Here is a 16,947-nt window from a genome sequence, read left to right on the forward strand (position 1 = left end):
CGGCTGTACCTCCGCCACGGCCTCCGCCGACACGGTCACGTCTGTCATCAGGTGTCACTTCCTGGTCGAAGATCCACCGTTGACCGTACAGACCCCCGACAACGTCCCCACCAGGCCGTCGTGGCTCAGTTCCCCGACCAGTTCACGAGCCCGCGACAACGAGGCCGCTGAGTGGACGTTAAGTCCGTTTCTGGTAGCGGCCTCGTCCGGGTTGGGTGAGGAAGCCTTGGCGGGTGAGTCGTCCGAGGCGGCTGCGGGTGATGTTGACGGATGCTTCGTCGGTGGGCATGTCGAGGAGTTCGTGCAGCTCCCGGGCTCGGAACGCCTGGTCGGGGTGCTGGTTGAAGGCGTCGACGATGGCCTGGTAGGCGGTGCTCGACTCGGGCGGATCGGGTTCGGTCCCGGTGGGTGCGAGTTCGGTGATGACCTTGCGGGTGGTGGCGAGGTCCGCGAGGCGAGCTTCGGTCTCGGTGAGGGCGGCGGTGAAGTGCGCGATCCGGTGCCGTAGTTCGTCCGCCCGGGCCGTGGCCTCGTTCTCCCGGAGGTGAAGGTCCACCAGGAGTTCGGTGATGTTCACGCGGCCAGCCCGATGGTGTCGCGCCAGGCCGGCGTGGGTGTCGTGAGGCGGCGGGCCATGTTGGCGGTGGAGGCCCAGTAGACGCGCGAGGCGGAGGTGTCGGGCCGGTGGTCGTACTCCCGGGTCAGACGCCGGTGGAGCATCAGCGTGCCGTTCGTCTGCTCGACCACCCACCGCTTGGGCTGCGGGACGAACCCTTTGCCCTGGTCAGCGGGGTTGCGGCGGACGACCTCGACGCCGATGTCGAGCAGTGCGCCGTGAACGATGACCGCTTCCTTGAAGCCTTGGTCGACCAGGGCTTTCTCCAGGCGCATTCCGCACCGCTCGGCGGCCTGGTCGAGCAGGGCGATGCCGGCCGCGTTGTCATGCGCGGAAGCGGCCATGACGACGACGCCGATGATCAGCCCGAGAACGTCGACGGCCAGTCCCCGCTTGCGCCCCGACACCTTCTTGTTCGCGTCCAGCCCCGTCGTGGTCCTGGGGACACCCGCCGCGGCGCGGACGGACTGGGTGTCGATGATCACGATGGACGGGTCCTCTAATCGGCGGGCTTTCTCCCTGACCTGGCAGCGAAGGAGTTCCTGAATCCGCTGGTCGAGCCCGTCCTCGCGCCACAACCTGAAGTAGTAGAACACCGCCGACCAGGCCGGCAAGTCATGCGGCAGCATCCGCCACTGACAACCCGTCCGGTTCTGATAGAAGATCGCGTTCACAACCTCCCTCAGGTCACACGACCCAGGATCCCCGGTCGCCGACCGCGCCACCCGGCCCTGCTTCCAGGCCGTGATCATCGGCTCGATCAACGCCCACTGACCATCCGACAAATCGCTGAGATACGGCTCTCTCATCACGCCCCGCATCTCAACATGGACATGCCCATCGAGCAGCCCGGACCGCGATCAGTACCACGATCGAGCGATCACGAACGAAGAGAAGTCGGACTTAACGACCACTTAGAAGTCGTCTCATTTGGTGAGTCTGCGGTAGCAGATGAGGGTGCAGGCGATGCTGGTGAACGCGAGGAAGTGATCGGCCTTGCGTTCGTAGCGGCGGTGGAGACGGCGGCAGCCGGCGAGCCAGGACATGGTCCGTTCGATTTTCCAGCGGTGCCGCCCGAGCCTGGCCGAGGAGTCGATGCCCCGTCGGGCGATGCGGTGGGCGATCCCGCGGGAGCGCAACCACCGACGCAGTTGCCGCGACTCGTAGGCCTTGTCCGCGTGCAATTTCGCGGGCCGCCGGCGGCGCGGTCCACGCCGGGACCGTAGGGGCGGGATTCCCCGGACCAGGGGCTCCAGGGCCTGACTGTCGTGGAGGTTCGCGCCGGAGATCCCGATGGAAAGGGGCAGACCGGTCGCCTCGGTGATCCAATGGATCTTCGACCCGTACTTGCCCCGATCCACAGGATTCGGGCCCGTTAAATCCCCCTTTTCACGGCCCGCATGTTCACCGAGTCGATCGCGCACCTCGACCAGTCCAACTCGCCGCGAGCGCCGAGCTCGTCCAGGACGAGCCGGTGGAGCTTGGCCCACACCCGGGCCTGGGTCCACTCGGTGAACCGGCGATGCGCGATCGCCCCGGACGGCCCGAACGAAACGGTCGGGAACTGCTGCCAGGTGCAACCCGACGTGGCCACGAACACGATCGCCGCCAGCACCTCGCGATCCCCGTGCCGGCGCCGACCACCACCCTGCGGCCGCGTCGGCGCCTCCGGCACCACCCGCTGGAACAAATCACAACTCATCCGGCACCAGCCGCTCAACGATCCCCACGACCACAGCCTATCGAACAGCCCAAATGAGATGGCTTCTTACAGACCCTTCGCGGGTCCGTGGGCTGTCACGCCATTGCGCCCTCGGCTGCAAGTGCCTTGCGGGCAAGGGGCCCCCGCACGGAAGCCCCCTGGCCAACGGCTGACATGATCGGGGCCGTGACCGACACGAACTGGGAAAACTGGTACCGGCAACTCCTGGCCGCCGTGGCGCTGCTGGCTGCTCCCGCACCCGACCAGTTGGCCTGGCTGGAGAAGTACGCCGTGCCGGTGGACGAGATCGCCTTGAACTTCGACGACACGGCCGTGATGGCACGGCAGCTCGGCGACGAGGGCTGGCTCGCCCCCGAGGCGCTGTCCGAGCTCGCGCGGATAGACGACTTGCTCGGCCGCCTGACCACGGACGAGGGATCCACGGGCTGGACCGCGCAGGGCCTCAAAACTCACGAAGTGTGGGCACAGGTACGTCAGGTAGCCGACCGGTTCCTCCGCGCGCAAGGCGAAACAGAACGGGCACTGCCGCTCGCCGAGATAATCCGCTGACTGAATCGCCACCGTCACCCGGCCTCCCGTCGAAGTGACCGGACATGGTGATGTCACGGGGGGGGAACCACAACTCTCAATACATCTGCGGGACTCTCATCCAACCTGCAGCATCACAGGTCAACGAGACAGCCCTGTCAACGGCCACACCGCAACGTGAACGAGAACGCACACCGGATTCCCGTTGCACGGCTCGGTCCTGGATCGGCGACGGGCGTCCCCGCGCCTTGGCATCTGGCCTACACGCCGCTTCGCGCGGAGCTGCGCTTCACTTTCATCCAAATTCGTCCTTGAGAGAGCTAACGTGAGAAGAAAGAATATCCGCGGCGCATGGATAGCTGCGGGGCTGGTCGCAGCCGCTGGGCTGCTGGCCGCCGCCCCGGCTGTGTCGGCCGGAGCCCCGGCGGGCACCCCGCCGGTGCGCACGATTTCGTACAACGCGTGCGGCGCCTACGCGGCGAAGTGCCAGAGCGAGATGACGCCGGCAGCCTGGGCCGACGGCCTCCAGGGGCACGTCACCGACTGGGACGCCGACGTGGTGATGCTCCAGGAGATGTGCAAGGGCCAGTACGACCGGCTGCGTCAGGTTCTGCCCGGGTATGCGGGAGTGTGGACCGGTACCCAGACCGCCGACGGCTGTGCCAATTGGGGTGATGACAAGAGCTTCGGCCAGGCGCTCCTGGTGAAGGCTCCCCAGAGCGAGGTCACCGGGATGTCCACGGAGCTCACTCCGGCCGGGTTCACCGGGGAGAAGCGCTCCGTGGTCTGCGCGAAGGCGCCTGTCGAGGGGCGTGCCGTCCTGGCGTGCGGTACGCACCTGCGGCGCGACGACACGGCGAAGAACGACACCCCGGCGCTGCTGGAGCGGATCGAGGGCTGGGCGAACGGGCTTCCGGTGATCCTGGCCGGCGACTTCAACGCCCGGCCCGACTACCCGCACATGGACCCGGTCTACGCGGGCCGACCCGGGACGCTGTCGTTCGCGGAGGCCGACGGCACCAATCAGCAGTACTTCACGGCCGCCTGCAAGGCGGCCGCGGCCACCGAGTGCCGCACCGGCGCACCGACCCTCGTCGACAACGAGACGGGCACGAAATACGTCTCGAAGTTCGACTTCTCCTTCTTCACCCGCCAGGATTTCCGCGACCTGCGCAGCGAGACGGTGGACACCGGGTACACCAAGGTGAAGGACCACCTTCTGGTTCGTTCGGCAGCCTCCTTCCAGGAGCGCACTCCCGTCTCGGGGGACCTCACCGGTGACGGGATCCGCGACCTGCTCGCGGTCCAGGACGACGGTTCGCTGCGCCTGTACCCCGGGCTTGGCAACGGCCGTTTCGCGGCCCACCAGGTGATCGGTGCGGGCGGGTTCGCCGGAGCCGACGTCAGCCACCGCGGCGACTGGACCGGCGACGGCCGTGAGGACGTCATCGCCCGGATCGGTGACGAACTGTGGGTGTACCCCAACATCGGCTACGGCCGCCTCGGCGAGCGGATTGCGATGGGTGAACGCCCCAGGGGCTGGGCCCACACCAACATTCTCGCCGCCGGCGACGTCGACGGCGACGGAGCGCCCGACCTCGTAGGACGCAGCGTCAACGGCCTGTACCTGCACCGCGGAACGGTCGGCACCAACCCTGCCCTGCCCCGCGACGCCGTGGTCATGGGCGGTACGGAGTGGAAGCCCGCCGACCTGCCCGAGATCCTCGCCCCAGGCGACGTCAACGGCGACGGCCGCGCGGACCTCTGGGCCCGCGCCTCCGATGGTCAAGTCCGCCAGTACCTCTCCAACGGCGCCCAGCCACTGCCCGCGCCCACCATCCTGGCCACCGCGCCCGCGGGCTCGTACTCTCTCGCGGGAACCGTTGGCGATGCCGACGGCGACGGCCGCGCCGACCTGCTGCTCACCACCGCGCCCCAGGGCGCCGGCACCGGGAACCTGACGTTTCTGGCCGGCAACAACGAGGGAACGGGATTCGGTCCCGCCCTGACCATCGGCGAAGGCGGGTGGCGCTGGATCCAGTCCATGCGCTGACCCCTCCCGAACACTCCAAAGGCGCCCTCGAAATATCGGGGCGCCCTTGGGGTGCGCCGAGGACAGCGAATTCCCCGCCTCGGTGGCAAGGACGCGCTCAGCCTGGGCATCGGTGGCGACACGACCCTCATCGCCAACGACACCGTCTACAACCGCCCCATGGACAGCTGGATCGCGACCAGCCCCACGGAACGCAAGGTCAGCAACGCCATCGTCATCGTGCCGAACTGGATGTTGAGCGACGCTGAAGGTGAGGGCGACGTGCTGGTTGTCTTTATGCTCATCTTCAGCGTCGCTCAACAGCAGGAGAGGGACCAGTGCCGGTACGGCGTACCCGCACTGGGGTGGACTGTCGACAGCGCCTGACACCTACTGCCGCACCTGTGGCCTGGGCTCACGAGCGGCTGGACTCGCCGCTCACCGTCTCCGGTCTCGTGGCGCGTGCGGAGGTCGGCCCGGCGACGCACCCCCGGGGAAAGGGCAGCGCCCCGCTGCGGAGTGTGGTCCGGAGCGGGGCGCTGCTGTGTGCGGGGCGTCTGGTCGGTGCCGTCAGCCGATGGTGAGGAAGTTGTTCCAACCGTCCTCGTCACGGCCGCTGGCTCCGCCGACGGCGGTGGCACCGCCCGCGTAGAGCCACTGGTACCCCTCGGTGCCGGAGCCGACAGCCCAGATGTCGGGGATGCCGTCTCCTGTCGCGTCGGGGGTTCCGAGGACCATCGGGAGGGGCGCTCGGAGCCAGCCGGTGGTGGCGTAGGTGTTGTCGACGCCGTCAGCGGCGTTCGCGGCGAACTGCAGTGAGGTCAGGTCCGCTCCCACCCCGTTGGGGCCGGGCTTGCCCTTGCGCAGCGCGAGCGTCCGGTTGGCGTTGCTGTTGTCCCGGAACAGCAGGTCGGGGACCTTGTCGCCGGAGACGTCGCGGACCCCGACGAGGTCGCGGGCCGCCCAGCCGGTGGCCATCTTGCGGTACGAGGCGAAGCTGGATCCGGTGTACCCGGAGAACGCCCAGAAGCCGTCCGCGTCCAGGGCGAACAGATCGCCCAGGCCGTCGCCGTCGGCGTCCTCGGTGACGACGATCTGCCGGAAGGTCGCCGGGTCGGGTGCGCTCATCGGCATCTGCATCTCCTGGCGGCGGCCCACGTCGAACTGGCCGGTCCCGATGCCGGGGTAGAGGTAGAGCTTGCCGTCGGGCATGCGGGCGATGAGGTCGGTGAGGCCGTCACCGGGGTGCCAGTCGGTGGCGTGCCCGATCAGCGCGGGCTTTCCGGTGGCGGGGTCCTTCCAGTAGCCGGCTGCGACGGGCTTGCCGTTCTCGACGGCGCCGGGGATCCAGGCGTCGGTGTCTCCCGCCTGGTCACCGGCGTAGGTGCGCAGGTTGCCGTCCTTGTCGACGGCGAGGATGTCGGGGCGGCCGTCGCCGGTGACGTCCCCGGGCTTGTCGATGCCGGGGCGGGCCCGCACGTAGAAGAGGTACTCGGTGGGCGGGGAGATGTTCCCCGAGGTGCTGACCGTGCGGACGTACAGTACGTTCGGCCCGGCCAGGTCGGCCTGGAACCTGATGGTGGCCAGGTCCCCGCTGGTCGGGGTCGCCTTGTAGTCCCAAGTGGGGTGGTTCAGTGCCCACTGGTACTCACGGATGGCCGTGGCGGCGGTGCCGTTGCCCCGGATCTCCACCGCCTGGTTGGCGGTTCCCGCCGGGTTCACGCTCCACTGCGCCGCGTCGGGACCCGGCGCCGGAAAGTCCGTGGACCTCACGGCCGGACTGGCCGGGGCGACGTGGTCCACGGTGAAGGTGCACCAGCCGGGCGAGCCGGAGTCCAGCGGGCCCGATCCGGCGGCTCCGAATCCGTCCGTGTCCACGGCGCGGGCCAGCCAGTAGTACTTCCGGCCCGACGTGAACTTCGACAACAGCACGGTGCGGTTGACGCTCTGGTCGCTGTTGACGGTGATCCACTCGTTGTGGACGTTCGCGCCCGAGGCCGCGTCCCAGACCTCGATCTGCAGCTGGCTGAGGTTCCCGTCGCGGTCCGTGCCCTTGACCTGGAAGTTGATGTCGGTCTTGCCGATGCTCGCACCGTTCCCGGTGGTGAGGCAGGCGCCACCGGGTGAAGTGTTCATGTTCGCGGCGACGGGGATGTCGGGCGGGGTGTTGTAGGTGATCTCGAGGTAGGGAGCGGACTCGCCGTTGGCGATGAGCTTCTTCCAGTAGTACGAGTCCGACTCGTTCGGCGCCTTGAAGCCGAGCGCCAGCCCAGTCCAGCCGCTCTTGGCGGCCTGTGTGACCAGGCCCTTGATGTCGGGGGCGACCCAGTTGTCGGGGCACGAGGAGTTGTAGCCGTACCCCGCGTCCTCGGAGGCCACCTTGTTGCCCCACCAGCCGGTGGTGTTGTTCCAGGTGCTCGACGAGGTCACCAGGTGCGTCGAGTAGATGTCCATGGGCTTCTTGGAACACGACCACGAGTACGTCTGCAGGGCACGCACCACCGCCGTGCGGATGCCGGCGCCGTGCAGCTGGCTGCCGAAGTCGAAGTTGAAGATGGAGCGGGAGGTGCCCCCGGAGTCCGACTCGTAGCCGACGCGGGCCTCGTTGGTGCCCGACGCGTTGTAGTTCTGGCCGTTGTAGAAGCTGGACCCGCCGGCCGTCTTGTAGAGCAGCGACCAGGCGTTCTTACGGCCCTTGAACGACGGGTCGACGAACACCGGGTACACGGTGCCGGCCGCGTCCAGGAGACCGCGGTCGGCCTTCAGCGTCAGCGTGCCGCCCTCGAGCGACGCCGTGGCGACCGACAGGTGTGCCTTCTCGGCGCCCGCCAGGCCCGGCAGGCCCAGGGTGGGGTGCTGCTTCGCCGCCGCCGGGGCCTTCCACGCGGGAACGCCGTCGGTGGTGGCCACCTTGCCGGAGGAGTCCCACATCAGCGGCGACGGGGAACCGGCGACTTCCTCCCCGGCCGCGTCCCGCGCCGACAGGGCGCCGGACTCGGCGTCGAGCTGGAACTTCAGGTCGGGCGAGGCCAGCCGGTAGTTGATCTCCGCGAGCAGCGGGTCGGCCGCTGCCTTCTTGTCCTTCACGACCAGCAGGTGCGAATAGCCGCCGTCCTGCGCCGTCATCAGCAGGTCGATGCCGGGGCGCACGTTCTCGTACAGCGCGCGCGGTCCGTCGATCACCGGGGCGGGCAGGGCGCCCGGCCAGCTGACGACCATCTCGTGGCCGTCCGTGGTGAGGCGTACCAGGTCGGTCCACTCGGGAGCCGCCGGTGCCTTGGCCGGCGTGCCCGTGGTGAACGCGACGGCGCTCGTCACGGCCTGTGCCGTGGAGCCCGCGGAGAAGGCGGCTCCGTTCACTGACGTCGCCTTAGTACCCGCCGGGCTCGGCGCACCGGCCGAGCCCGCCGAGAACACGACGGCGCCGTTCACGGCCTTGGCCGCGAAGCCGCCGTCGACCCGTGTCAGGGACGTGTCGATGGGCTTCCACTGGTCGCCCACCCTGGCCCGGACGGCCGAGCTCGATATCTGCTTGCGGAGCAGGCCGTCGGGCTGCGCGAACGTCGTCGTGTTCGCCGTGTGCTCCGCCGTGATCTCGACGTCCTTGCCCGACTCCGCGGCGGCCCGCCGAGCCTGAGCGGCCGTGACGGGCCCACTGGCCTTCGCCACGGCCGGCTTCTTCTTCTGCGGCTTCCCGTCGCCGGAAGCCCCGGCTCCTACGGGTACCGCGACGGCCAGCGCCAGCAGCGCGGCCACCCCGCCCATTGTCCTGCGGCGTCTGTACCACCGCGGTGCCATCGGTGGACGGACGACGTCCACGGATTCACTTTCGGACACGGCTATGCCTCTCCCCCTGTGGCCGCGTGTGCGCGGCCCACAACACTCAAGTACGTACGGATTTCGACCATGTGTGGATCCGGGCACCAGCGGCCGGTGTCGGCGCCCTGCCCCGGACGGTGGTCCGGGGCAGGGCGCCGTTCGTTCCGCAGGCTGGGCCCGTCAGCGCGCGAGGCGGGTTCAGGACCCCGGTTCACACAGGCATTCCGGATGGTTCACGTGCGCTGCGATACGCCGGCCGAACTCCCGGACGGACTCCATGTCCGTGGACCATTCGGAGATCCGGTTGCCGTCCTCGTCGACGGTGGTGTGCGGCTGGATCGAGAGCCAAGGCCGGTCGATGTCGAACGGAACGGGCAGATCATCAAAAATGATCATGGCGTTCTGAACGAACACCCGCTCTCCCTCTCGATACAGGGGCCAGCACATGGCGACGTGACTGGAGCCGGGGTCGGCGATCGACGTCACGAGACACGATGCCGCGTGGCCCTGTTCCTCCAGGACCTCGATCGCGGCCAGCCAGCTCCGCCAGTAGTCCTGCTTGCTCCAGAAGCACAGATCGGTGCGGAAGTGTTCGACGAAATCGGCGATGACGATCCGGCCCAGCGGCTCGTCCTCCTGGCCGACATTCTCTGCACCGCCCGCGCGGCAGCCGATGCAGAGGGTGAACTGTTCACTTCTTGACATAGTTGAAATCCCGATCGTACGTACCGATTCGCTGACCCTGGCGGTTGAACACCTTCCAGCCCTGATCGACGTTGTGCCCGTCGACATCCGGCGAGATCCACTGCTTCCCGTTCCAGAACGTTGGCTGCTTGTGAGTGTAGAAATCGGCCTGCTTCTGGGTGTATCCCAGATCCCGCGCCCGGTCCGCCACTGTCTGCTTGTAGAGCTCGGCGTTGTCCTCGCTCCGCTTCTGCACCTTGGTGGGGTTGTAGGGATCCTCCTTGAACGCCGGCTGGGACGTGTGCCCCTGCGGAATGGGGCAATTGTCGTTGTGGACGAGAACCGGAGTCCCGACCGCGAGCACGTAGTACGTGTGCAGCGCGGCGACCGTCAGGTTGTACGTCCGCTGCGCGGCCGCGTAGGGCCGGTTGGCCTTCACCTCGACGGCTGTGCCGTCGTCCGTGCGGACGGTGGATCCCGGAGTGAGGTCACCCGCCTCGCGCCACGCCCGCGCCGACTCGGACCAGAACGAGTGGCGGTCCGTCGTGACGAGGGTCGAATCGACGCCCTCGGCGTCCAGGGTGAGCTCGACGAACTCCTTGTCCGTGTCGGTGACGATCACGGCCGTGACCGGCTGGCCCTCGGTGAGGCCCGTCTCCGGGTCGGTGGCCAGGACCACGTCCCCGTTCTTCAGCTCCTCGATGGGTTTCGTGGTGCCGTCGGCGAGCTGGACGGGTGTGCCGGCGGGGAAGCTGTTGACCGCGTCGATCAGGCACTGGAGGGGTACTCCGCCATTGCCCTTCTTCATGGACGCCTTGATGCCCTTGAAGACGATCTTTGCGGCCTTGCCCACTCCGATGGTTCCGATGGTGAGCGCGGCGTCCACCGAGAGGCCGACGACCGCGTCCTGGCAGGCGCCGCCGTCCCCGTTGACCACGCACTCGTACGGGTCCCGCAGACCGACGACCTCGAGGTAGTCGATGTCCGGGGTCTCGCCCAGCCATCCGAGGTTCCTCGCGCCCGTGCAGAGACTGTTGTCCACGTCAGCGGAGCCCGGGAGCTTGCCGCAGGTGGGACGGAGCCAGACCTTGAGGTTTTCCTCGTAGGACATCTTCGGGCTGAAGTGCCACTTCTTGACCAGTTCCTCCTGGGTCGGAAGGGCCGAGCCGTTGATGCTGATGGTGTTGCCGGACTTCTTGACGACCACCTGGACCGTCTTGCCGCCGTTGCCCTTGTCGGTCGGCGTGGGGGGGGAGGTCGTCGGCGTATTGCCGTAGTTCGGGTCGTACGGCCCGTAGGTCCCGTTGGTTCCCGAGCAGAAGCCCGCGCCGTAGCAGCTCTCCAGCCCCGTCGGGTCGCTCTGGTTGACCGGGTCCCCGTTGGAGTACGCGTACCCGTTCATCTGCAGGGGGTCGGTGACGTCGAGGACCGGGTCCACGGAGAGGAACCTCCCCGTCGAGGCGTCGTACTCACGGGCTCCGATGTGGGTCAGGTTCGTGGTGTTGTCGTCGACACCGACGCCCAGGAAGGTCCGCTTGTCGGACCAGTTGCTCTGGACGCTGCCCCGGACGTTGCCGTACGGGTCGAACTTGCGGCGGGTCACGGCTTGGCCGGCCGCCTGGTCGACGGTCGTGGTCGAGGTGCCGTGGTGGTCGGACAGGTTGGCCGTCAGCTTGTGGCCCGTGGCCTGGCCGTAGGTTCGGCGGACCGTGGTCGGGCCGTCGTCACCGGAGTAGCTGCGCGTCGCGTCGATCGCCACGCCCGCCTTGTTCACCGTGACCTCGGCCTCGCCCAGGTACAGGGTCCGGCTGGAGCCCGTCTCCTGGACGACCCGGTTGCCGTCGGCGTCGTACAGGTACGTCGTGGTCGCGTCGAACGACCACTGCTGGGAGGCGGCACCCGGTTGGCACTGGTAGATGTCCAGGTCATTGCCGTCGACGGGGTTGTCGTTGGGGATGGTGACGCAGGCGTTGGCCGCCGGGTTGTATAGCGTCTTGTCCCCGCGGTACTGGAACTTCTGCTTCGCGCTGCCGTCGCACGTTGCCAGGACCGCGTCGGCCCCCTGGGCGGTCAGGCACTTGTCGAGCGCCCGGACGGTCTCGCCCGTCAGGCGCCACTGCTGTGCCTTGGTCTCGTTGCAGGCGTAGATCTGGACGGGCGTGCCGTCGGTGACCGCCCCACTCTGGATGTCCAGGCACTTGCCGGCCATGCCGGTCACCGCGAGGGAACCGATGCCCGGGCTCACCGCGCGCGTCAGCTTGTTGCGGCGGTCCCATTCGAGGGTCTGGGTGTCACCACCGATGGTCCGGCGGGTGGTGTTGCCCGACGCGTCGTAGCCGAACGTCGACTGCAGGCTGACCGTGGAGCCCGCGGTGCGGGTCACCGCATCGACCTTGGCCAGCGTGTGCGGCTGCGTGGTGACCGGCGGCTGGGATCCGTTCGTGGTCGTGACCCCGTAGGTGTACGTGTACTCGTCGTTCAGTGCCGGGTTGGCCAGGTCGTGCGAGGTCAGTTTGGTCCGGTTGCCCGCATTGTCGAACGCGTAGCTCTGGCGGTAGCCGTCGCCGTCCGGTCCGGCCGTCACGTCGGTCTCCACCGGGCCGGCGCAGGTCTTGCCGGTCCACGCCTGGGTCAGCTGGCCGAGGGCGTCGTACTGGAAGCACTGCTGGTCGACCCGGCCGCCGGGCTGGGTGTCGGTGATGGACTGGATGTTGCCGAGGACGTCGTGCTTGTACGAGAGGCTGTTGACCCGGTAAGGGTCCGCGGTTTCCCGGTCGGTGATCGTCTCCCGAAGGCGTCCGGTGTTCTGGTTGTAGAGGTTGGTGGTCCACACGCGCTGCGGGGCGTTGCCCGTGGCGGTGCGCAGGATCTGTCCGAACGGGCTGTAGACGGCGTCCGCCATGTACCAGCTGAGGCCGGACAGCGTGACGGGCGCACCGTCGCTGTTGTAGCGGGTGATGAGCCGCTCGGCCGCCAGACCGCCCGGGGTCGGCGGGAGGTTGACCGCCTGGACCTTGCCGGTCTTCGTGTAGCTGGTGGTGTAGCCGTAGATGCCCGAGACACCCTTGGTCGCCGGGGCGTCCGGAACGATGATCCGGCTTCCGGTCGGCCGGTACTCGGCGTCGTAGCCGGTCACTTCGGTGGTGATGGTCAGGCCGCCCGACTGGCGGGTGGCCGCGACGGGGTATCCCTTGGCACTGGGGAGTGTGTCGTAGGTCCAGGTCGCCACCGGAGGATTGGTGTCCGCGTCCTCGGCCTCAGCCGTCTTGCGGCCCAGTTTGTCGTAGCTGAAGAAGGTCTTCTGCCCGCCGTTGCTCTGGGCCCAGACCTGCTGGTCCATGACGTTGTACCCGAAGAGGGCGCGGCCCATGTCCGGGTCCTGCGAATCGGTCATGCGGCCGCGGGCGTCGTATGCGTACGTCCACTTGCTGCCGGCGGCGTCCGTCACCTTGGAGAGATTGCCCCGCGCGTCGAACGCGTAGGAGATGTCCCGCCAGGTCATCGGGCTGGTCGTGGTGACGGCGTGCTGCGTCAGGATCTTGCGGCCGAAGACGTCCAGCGTCTCCTTGACCGCCTTGCTGCCGAGCATCGGTGCGGGAACCGCCGCGTCCGACATGGCGCTGCGGGTGAGCGTGTAGTCGCCGCCGTACTCCGTGGTGCTGGCGTAGGGCGTCTGCGCCGGGTCGCTGTAGCGGTTGGTGGTGCGCACCGCCCTGCCGCGGCCGTCGTAGGAGGTGTGGGTGGTGCTGGGGACGTGGAAGTCGGTCTCCGGGACGAAGACCTCCTTGGTCGGCTCGCCTTCGGCGTAGTACGTGTTGTTGGTTCGCCGGACGCTGCCGACGGCGTTGTAGAAGGTGTCGACGACCAGGCGTCCGCCGCCCAGGGCCTCGGTCTGGTTCTGGCGCGGCCGCAGCAGGCCGTCGTAGATCGCGACGGCTTCCTCGTAGGTACCGTTGTCGCGCAGCTTGCGGCTGGTGACGACGGGCGGGACCTGCGGCTCGATCTGGTAGTCGAACGTCCGGGCAGCCTTGTCCGTGGCCGGGTTCTGCCCCGGGGTCCATGCGGCGGTGACACGGCCGAGCGCGTCGTACGTCTGCGTGACCTTGCGGTTGTTCGGATCCGTGATCACCAGGGCGGAGCCGCGTCCGGGGTCGAGCGTGGTCGTGACCGCGTGCCCCAGGGGGTTCGTCGACTTGGTGCTGAACGGCGTACCCGTCGCGGGGGTGAAGGCGGTGGTGCTGAAGTTGCCCGCCGCGTCGTACGACTTGACCACGCGTCCCAGGGCGTCGTACTCGCTGCGCGAGGTGGCGACCCAGCCGCTGCCGGCGGCGTCCGGGGTGTCGACCTGGGAGGGGTTGCCCTTGGTCGGGGCGGTGCCGAAGGCGTTCGGCGCGTCGTAGGACGTGCGGACGTCCGTGATCATCGTGCCGGAGGCCGACGAGGCGCAGTCACCGGTGGTGCTGCGGGCCCGCTGGGGGAGGCCGATCAGGTGCGCGGTGGTGTTGTGGACGTAGTCGGTCTTGTTGCAGCGCGCCTCTCCCGGGGTCCAGCCGGTGCCGTTGGAGGTGAACGCCTGGGTCTGCTCCGAGGTCGGCAGGCCGTACGTGGTCTCGTACCCGATCTCGGAGCGGATCAGCTGGGTCCGGCCGCCGCTGACCGCGGTGTAGGTCTCGGTGCGGGTGGTGCCGGAGCGGTGGGCCTCTAGGGGGGTGGTGCCGTCACGGGTCCTCGTGGCCGTCTTCTGGCTCCACGGCCAGGTCAGCTCGCGGACGTCCACCGACCCGCCGGACTTGCCGTAGGTGATGGTCTCCGCGACCCGGCCCTGGTAGTGGGGCAGGTCCTCGCCGAGCTCTTGCGTCCCGGTCGAGTCCTTGACCACGACCTTGGGGCGGCCGCCGTCACCGGACATGCCGCGGAAATAGCGGGTCCGGGTCTGCGACTGCTCGGTGGCCTCGCCCCTGTCCGTGGCGTCCGCGACGCCGCGCCGCGTGGTCACCTCCGCGTATCCGCGCCACTGGTTGTACGTGCGCATTTCGGGCTTGCTGAACTCGTCGGTCTCCTTGCCCCAGGCCGCGCCGCCCTCGTAGGTGTACGCGGTCACGACGTCGGGCTGGCGCGCGACGCGGTCGCGTTCGGTGATCCGGTCGACGACGTACTTGTTGAACCACTGCAGGGGCGGGTTCTCCAGCTCGTCGTCCGGGGACCAGTACGCCGGGAAGCAGCGACCGGTATTCTCCTCGGGCTTGGGGTGGGAACCGCCGACCGGGCACGGGTCGGAGTAGTCGACGTGGATGTCGCCGCCGGTCTCCGTGCGGATCGTCTCGACCCGCAGGCGGTCGAAGTCCGGGGTCGCGTCGGTGGCGCTGGTGGCCACCCGGTTCGGCATGTCGACGACGTTGGGCCGGAACGACACCGCGGGGAGGGTGATCGAAAGCTGGTCGCCGGCCTCGTTCTTGTCCGTGCCGTACCCGGTACGGGTGATCGACTCCAGCCACAGCGGCGGGTGGGTGTCGGTGCGCTGCTTGGGGAAGGACTGGTCCAGCGTCCAGTGGTCGACCTTGGACAGGTCGGTGGAGCCGAAGGTCCGCTGCGCCCAGGTGGTGACGGAGGTCAGGCGCTTGCGGGTCCAGAAGGTGGGCGAGCCGATGTAGCAGTCTCCGGTGCCCTCCTTGCAGTGCAGAGTGGCCGGGGTGTCCCACCAGGCTTGCTTGTCACCGTAGTTCTTCGACTCGAACTTGGCGTCGGCGCACGCGGCGGCGGTGGCTTCGATGCACCGTTCGGCGACCGTGAACTCGACCCGGCCGGACGGGACGGCGGACAGGGCGGAAGCCCGCAGACCGTAGCTGATCTGGAGCGGGTGGCCCCCGCGTACGTAGGAGACCTTCTCCTTGTACTTGCCGTTCTTGCCGTACCGGTTCGACTCCTTCGCCCAGTCGATGATCATGGCATTGCCGTTGGTGTCCTCGACGTAGTCGAGGTTCCAGCGCCAGCCCTGGGTGCAGAAGGATGCGGCGTAGGTCGCCGCGTGGCAGGGCTCACCCGGGTGGTTGCCGACGACCGGCACCGTGAACACCGAGTCGGTGGTGGTGCGGGTCTGCCCGGGCTTGAGGACGTGGGTGCCGACGTTGTGGCGGCCGAAGTGGTAGCGGGTGCCGTCCCGGGTGGTGACCACCCAGTACTCGCCGTCCTTGGCGCCGTTGCCGTTGGCCGGGTCGGTCTTGCGCTCGACGCGCGAGCCGTCGTCCGATGCCGGGATCCACGCGCCGGTGGTCGCGTCGCGGACGAGCTCGGTGGTGCTGCCGCCGAGGGACATCACGACGCTGTCACCGGACCAGCACAGGTCGCCCTTGGTCTTGTCGGTGGAGTTGTTGTTGTTCGGCGCGGCGGGCGTGGTCTTGCGGTCCGCGGAGCAGGAGCGGTACCGGCGCTCGATGAAGCCGGGCTCGTAGCCCCAGCCGTCGCCGATCCAGGAGGCCTGCCCGTTGGAGACCGAGGTCCTGCCGTCGACCGCCTGCGATGAGTAGCTGAACGAGATCTGCGGGGCCGGCCCGGCGGGCACGCTAGGCGCGTTCAGCGGATAGCTCCAGGAGAAACCGCCTCCGGCGCCTCCGGCGGTCCAGCTGCCCGAGGGTTCCAGGGAGGTCGCCTTGAAGGTGCCGCCCGCGCCCGCGCCCGCGTCGGAGGCCGCGATCACGACGGGACTGCCGGCACCGACGGCCATGGTCCGCAGACTCTGGCCCGGAGCCAGCGCGGGGTCGACCGTGGCCCGGACGGTGCCGGTGGCGGGGTCGTTGGTGCTCGGGATCTCCTGGGCCGTGGTGCACTCGGGCAGGTCGGGTGTGGTGAGGAAGCACTGGGGCAGCTGTCGCAGCTCGAGGCGCGTGGACCACTCCGTACCGTAGAGGTCCTCGAACTTCTCGTAGTCCAGCTGGACGTCGACCGGCGTGGCACCCGTGGCCGGGGGCGTCAGCGTGATGAGGGCTCCATCGACGCCGGCGGCCTCGGTTGCGGTACGCGCGGCCACCTCCACTGACCAGGTGCCACTGGGCGTCGGCGGGACCGGGGCCGACTCGGTGGGGGACGCCTTGCCGATGCTCACCGGGAGCGTTCCGGCCCGGATGAGCTGGTCACCGCTGAGGGCGACGTCGGCCGATCCGGGTGCCGGCGGTGCCGTCTTCACCGGCTCGTACCCGGCGGGTGGCTGGGCCGGGACCCCGGACCAGCCCCGCAGCTGTTCGGCCGCGGCCTCGTCGAGCTCTGCGGGCTGCTCCTGGACCAGGTCGACGAGCGGGACGCCCGTGCGGCCGCCGGGCGGGGCCGCGAAGGACTCCGTGGGCAGCAGGGTGATCGTCAGCAGGGCAGACAGAACCACACCTGTATGCCGAGCGAGATGTCTTTTACGGACGCGCCCTCTCCCGTTTCCGGGCAGGCGGAAGTTGTTCGCCGAGAACGGCGACATGAAACCCCCCATGATCCACTGCCCGGCATCACCCGATTCCGGGCCATGTGGGCAGCAGTTGAATGACAAAATTGCGTCGTGATCAT

8 protein-coding genes and 1 pseudogene are annotated in these 16,947 nt (G+C 68.7%); 3 read left to right on the forward strand and 6 right to left on the reverse strand.

The window, feature by feature from the left end; all coding sequences use genetic code 11:
- Window positions 1–178: 178 nt before the first annotated feature.
- The 3 genes and pseudogenes from ACIQV3_RS32495 to ACIQV3_RS32505 all read right to left on the reverse strand — a co-directional run bounded on the left by ACIQV3_RS32495 (window position 179) and on the right by ACIQV3_RS32505 (window position 2,340).
- Window positions 179–577 (reverse strand): hypothetical protein, encoded by a 399-nt coding sequence (locus tag ACIQV3_RS32495; protein WP_403718563.1) that lies wholly within the window; start codon window positions 575–577, stop codon window positions 179–181.
- On the reverse strand, window positions 574–1,428 hold the full coding sequence (locus tag ACIQV3_RS32500; RefSeq protein WP_403718566.1) for an IS5 family transposase: 855 nt from the start codon (window positions 1,426–1,428) through the stop codon (window positions 574–576). Before ACIQV3_RS32500 ends, ACIQV3_RS32495 begins: the two co-directional genes overlap by 4 nt.
- A 114-nt stretch (window positions 1,429–1,542) precedes the next feature.
- Window positions 1,543–2,340 (reverse strand): annotated as a pseudogene (locus tag ACIQV3_RS32505) (IS5 family transposase).
- Window positions 2,341–2,504: 164 nt separating this feature from the next.
- Here ACIQV3_RS32505 and ACIQV3_RS32510 point away from each other — a divergent pair.
- The 3 genes from ACIQV3_RS32510 to ACIQV3_RS32520 all read left to right on the forward strand — a co-directional run bounded on the left by ACIQV3_RS32510 (window position 2,505) and on the right by ACIQV3_RS32520 (window position 5,286).
- Window positions 2,505–2,888 carry a hypothetical protein gene (locus tag ACIQV3_RS32510; protein ID WP_403718569.1) on the forward strand — a complete coding sequence of 128 codons (384 nt, stop codon included), beginning with the start codon at window positions 2,505–2,507 and terminating at the stop codon, window positions 2,886–2,888.
- 304 nt (window positions 2,889–3,192) lie between these two features.
- Window positions 3,193–4,920: an FG-GAP-like repeat-containing protein gene (locus ACIQV3_RS32515; protein ID WP_403718571.1), complete on the forward strand. Its 1,728-nt coding sequence runs from the start codon at window positions 3,193–3,195 to the stop codon at window positions 4,918–4,920.
- Between the two features lie 51 nt (window positions 4,921–4,971).
- Complete coding sequence (locus ACIQV3_RS32520; protein ID WP_403718572.1) at window positions 4,972–5,286, forward strand: hypothetical protein; 315 nt, start codon at window positions 4,972–4,974, stop codon at window positions 5,284–5,286.
- A 183-nt stretch (window positions 5,287–5,469) separates the two neighbouring features.
- On the opposite strand, the gene ACIQV3_RS32525 is transcribed toward ACIQV3_RS32520, so the two are convergent.
- The 3 genes from ACIQV3_RS32525 to ACIQV3_RS32535 all read right to left on the reverse strand — a co-directional run bounded on the left by ACIQV3_RS32525 (window position 5,470) and on the right by ACIQV3_RS32535 (window position 16,774).
- The gene (locus tag ACIQV3_RS32525; protein ID WP_403718575.1) at window positions 5,470–8,655 is read right to left on the reverse strand and encodes a DNRLRE domain-containing protein; all 3,186 of its coding nucleotides are present in this window, start codon (window positions 8,653–8,655) and stop codon (window positions 5,470–5,472) included.
- Window positions 8,656–8,916: 261 nt separating this feature from the next.
- Complete coding sequence (locus ACIQV3_RS32530) at window positions 8,917–9,423, reverse strand: hypothetical protein (RefSeq protein WP_403718577.1); 507 nt, start codon at window positions 9,421–9,423, stop codon at window positions 8,917–8,919.
- The gene (locus ACIQV3_RS32535) at window positions 9,410–16,774 is read right to left on the reverse strand and encodes a ricin-type beta-trefoil lectin domain protein (protein WP_403718579.1); all 7,365 of its coding nucleotides are present in this window, start codon (window positions 16,772–16,774) and stop codon (window positions 9,410–9,412) included. Before ACIQV3_RS32535 ends, ACIQV3_RS32530 begins: the two co-directional genes overlap by 14 nt.
- Between the last annotated feature and the right edge of the window lie 173 nt (window positions 16,775–16,947).

Origin of the sequence: Streptomyces sp. NPDC099050, assembly GCF_044759865.1 — a bacterium.
Taxonomy (GTDB): Bacteria; Actinomycetota; Actinomycetes; order Streptomycetales; family Streptomycetaceae; genus Streptomyces.

Bases quoted from the DNA above. Each gene is read 5' to 3' on its own strand.
- ACIQV3_RS32530 (WP_403718577.1), bottom strand. From the start codon at position 9,423: ATGTCAAGAAGTGAACAGTTCACCCTCTGCATCGGCTGCCGCGCGGGC.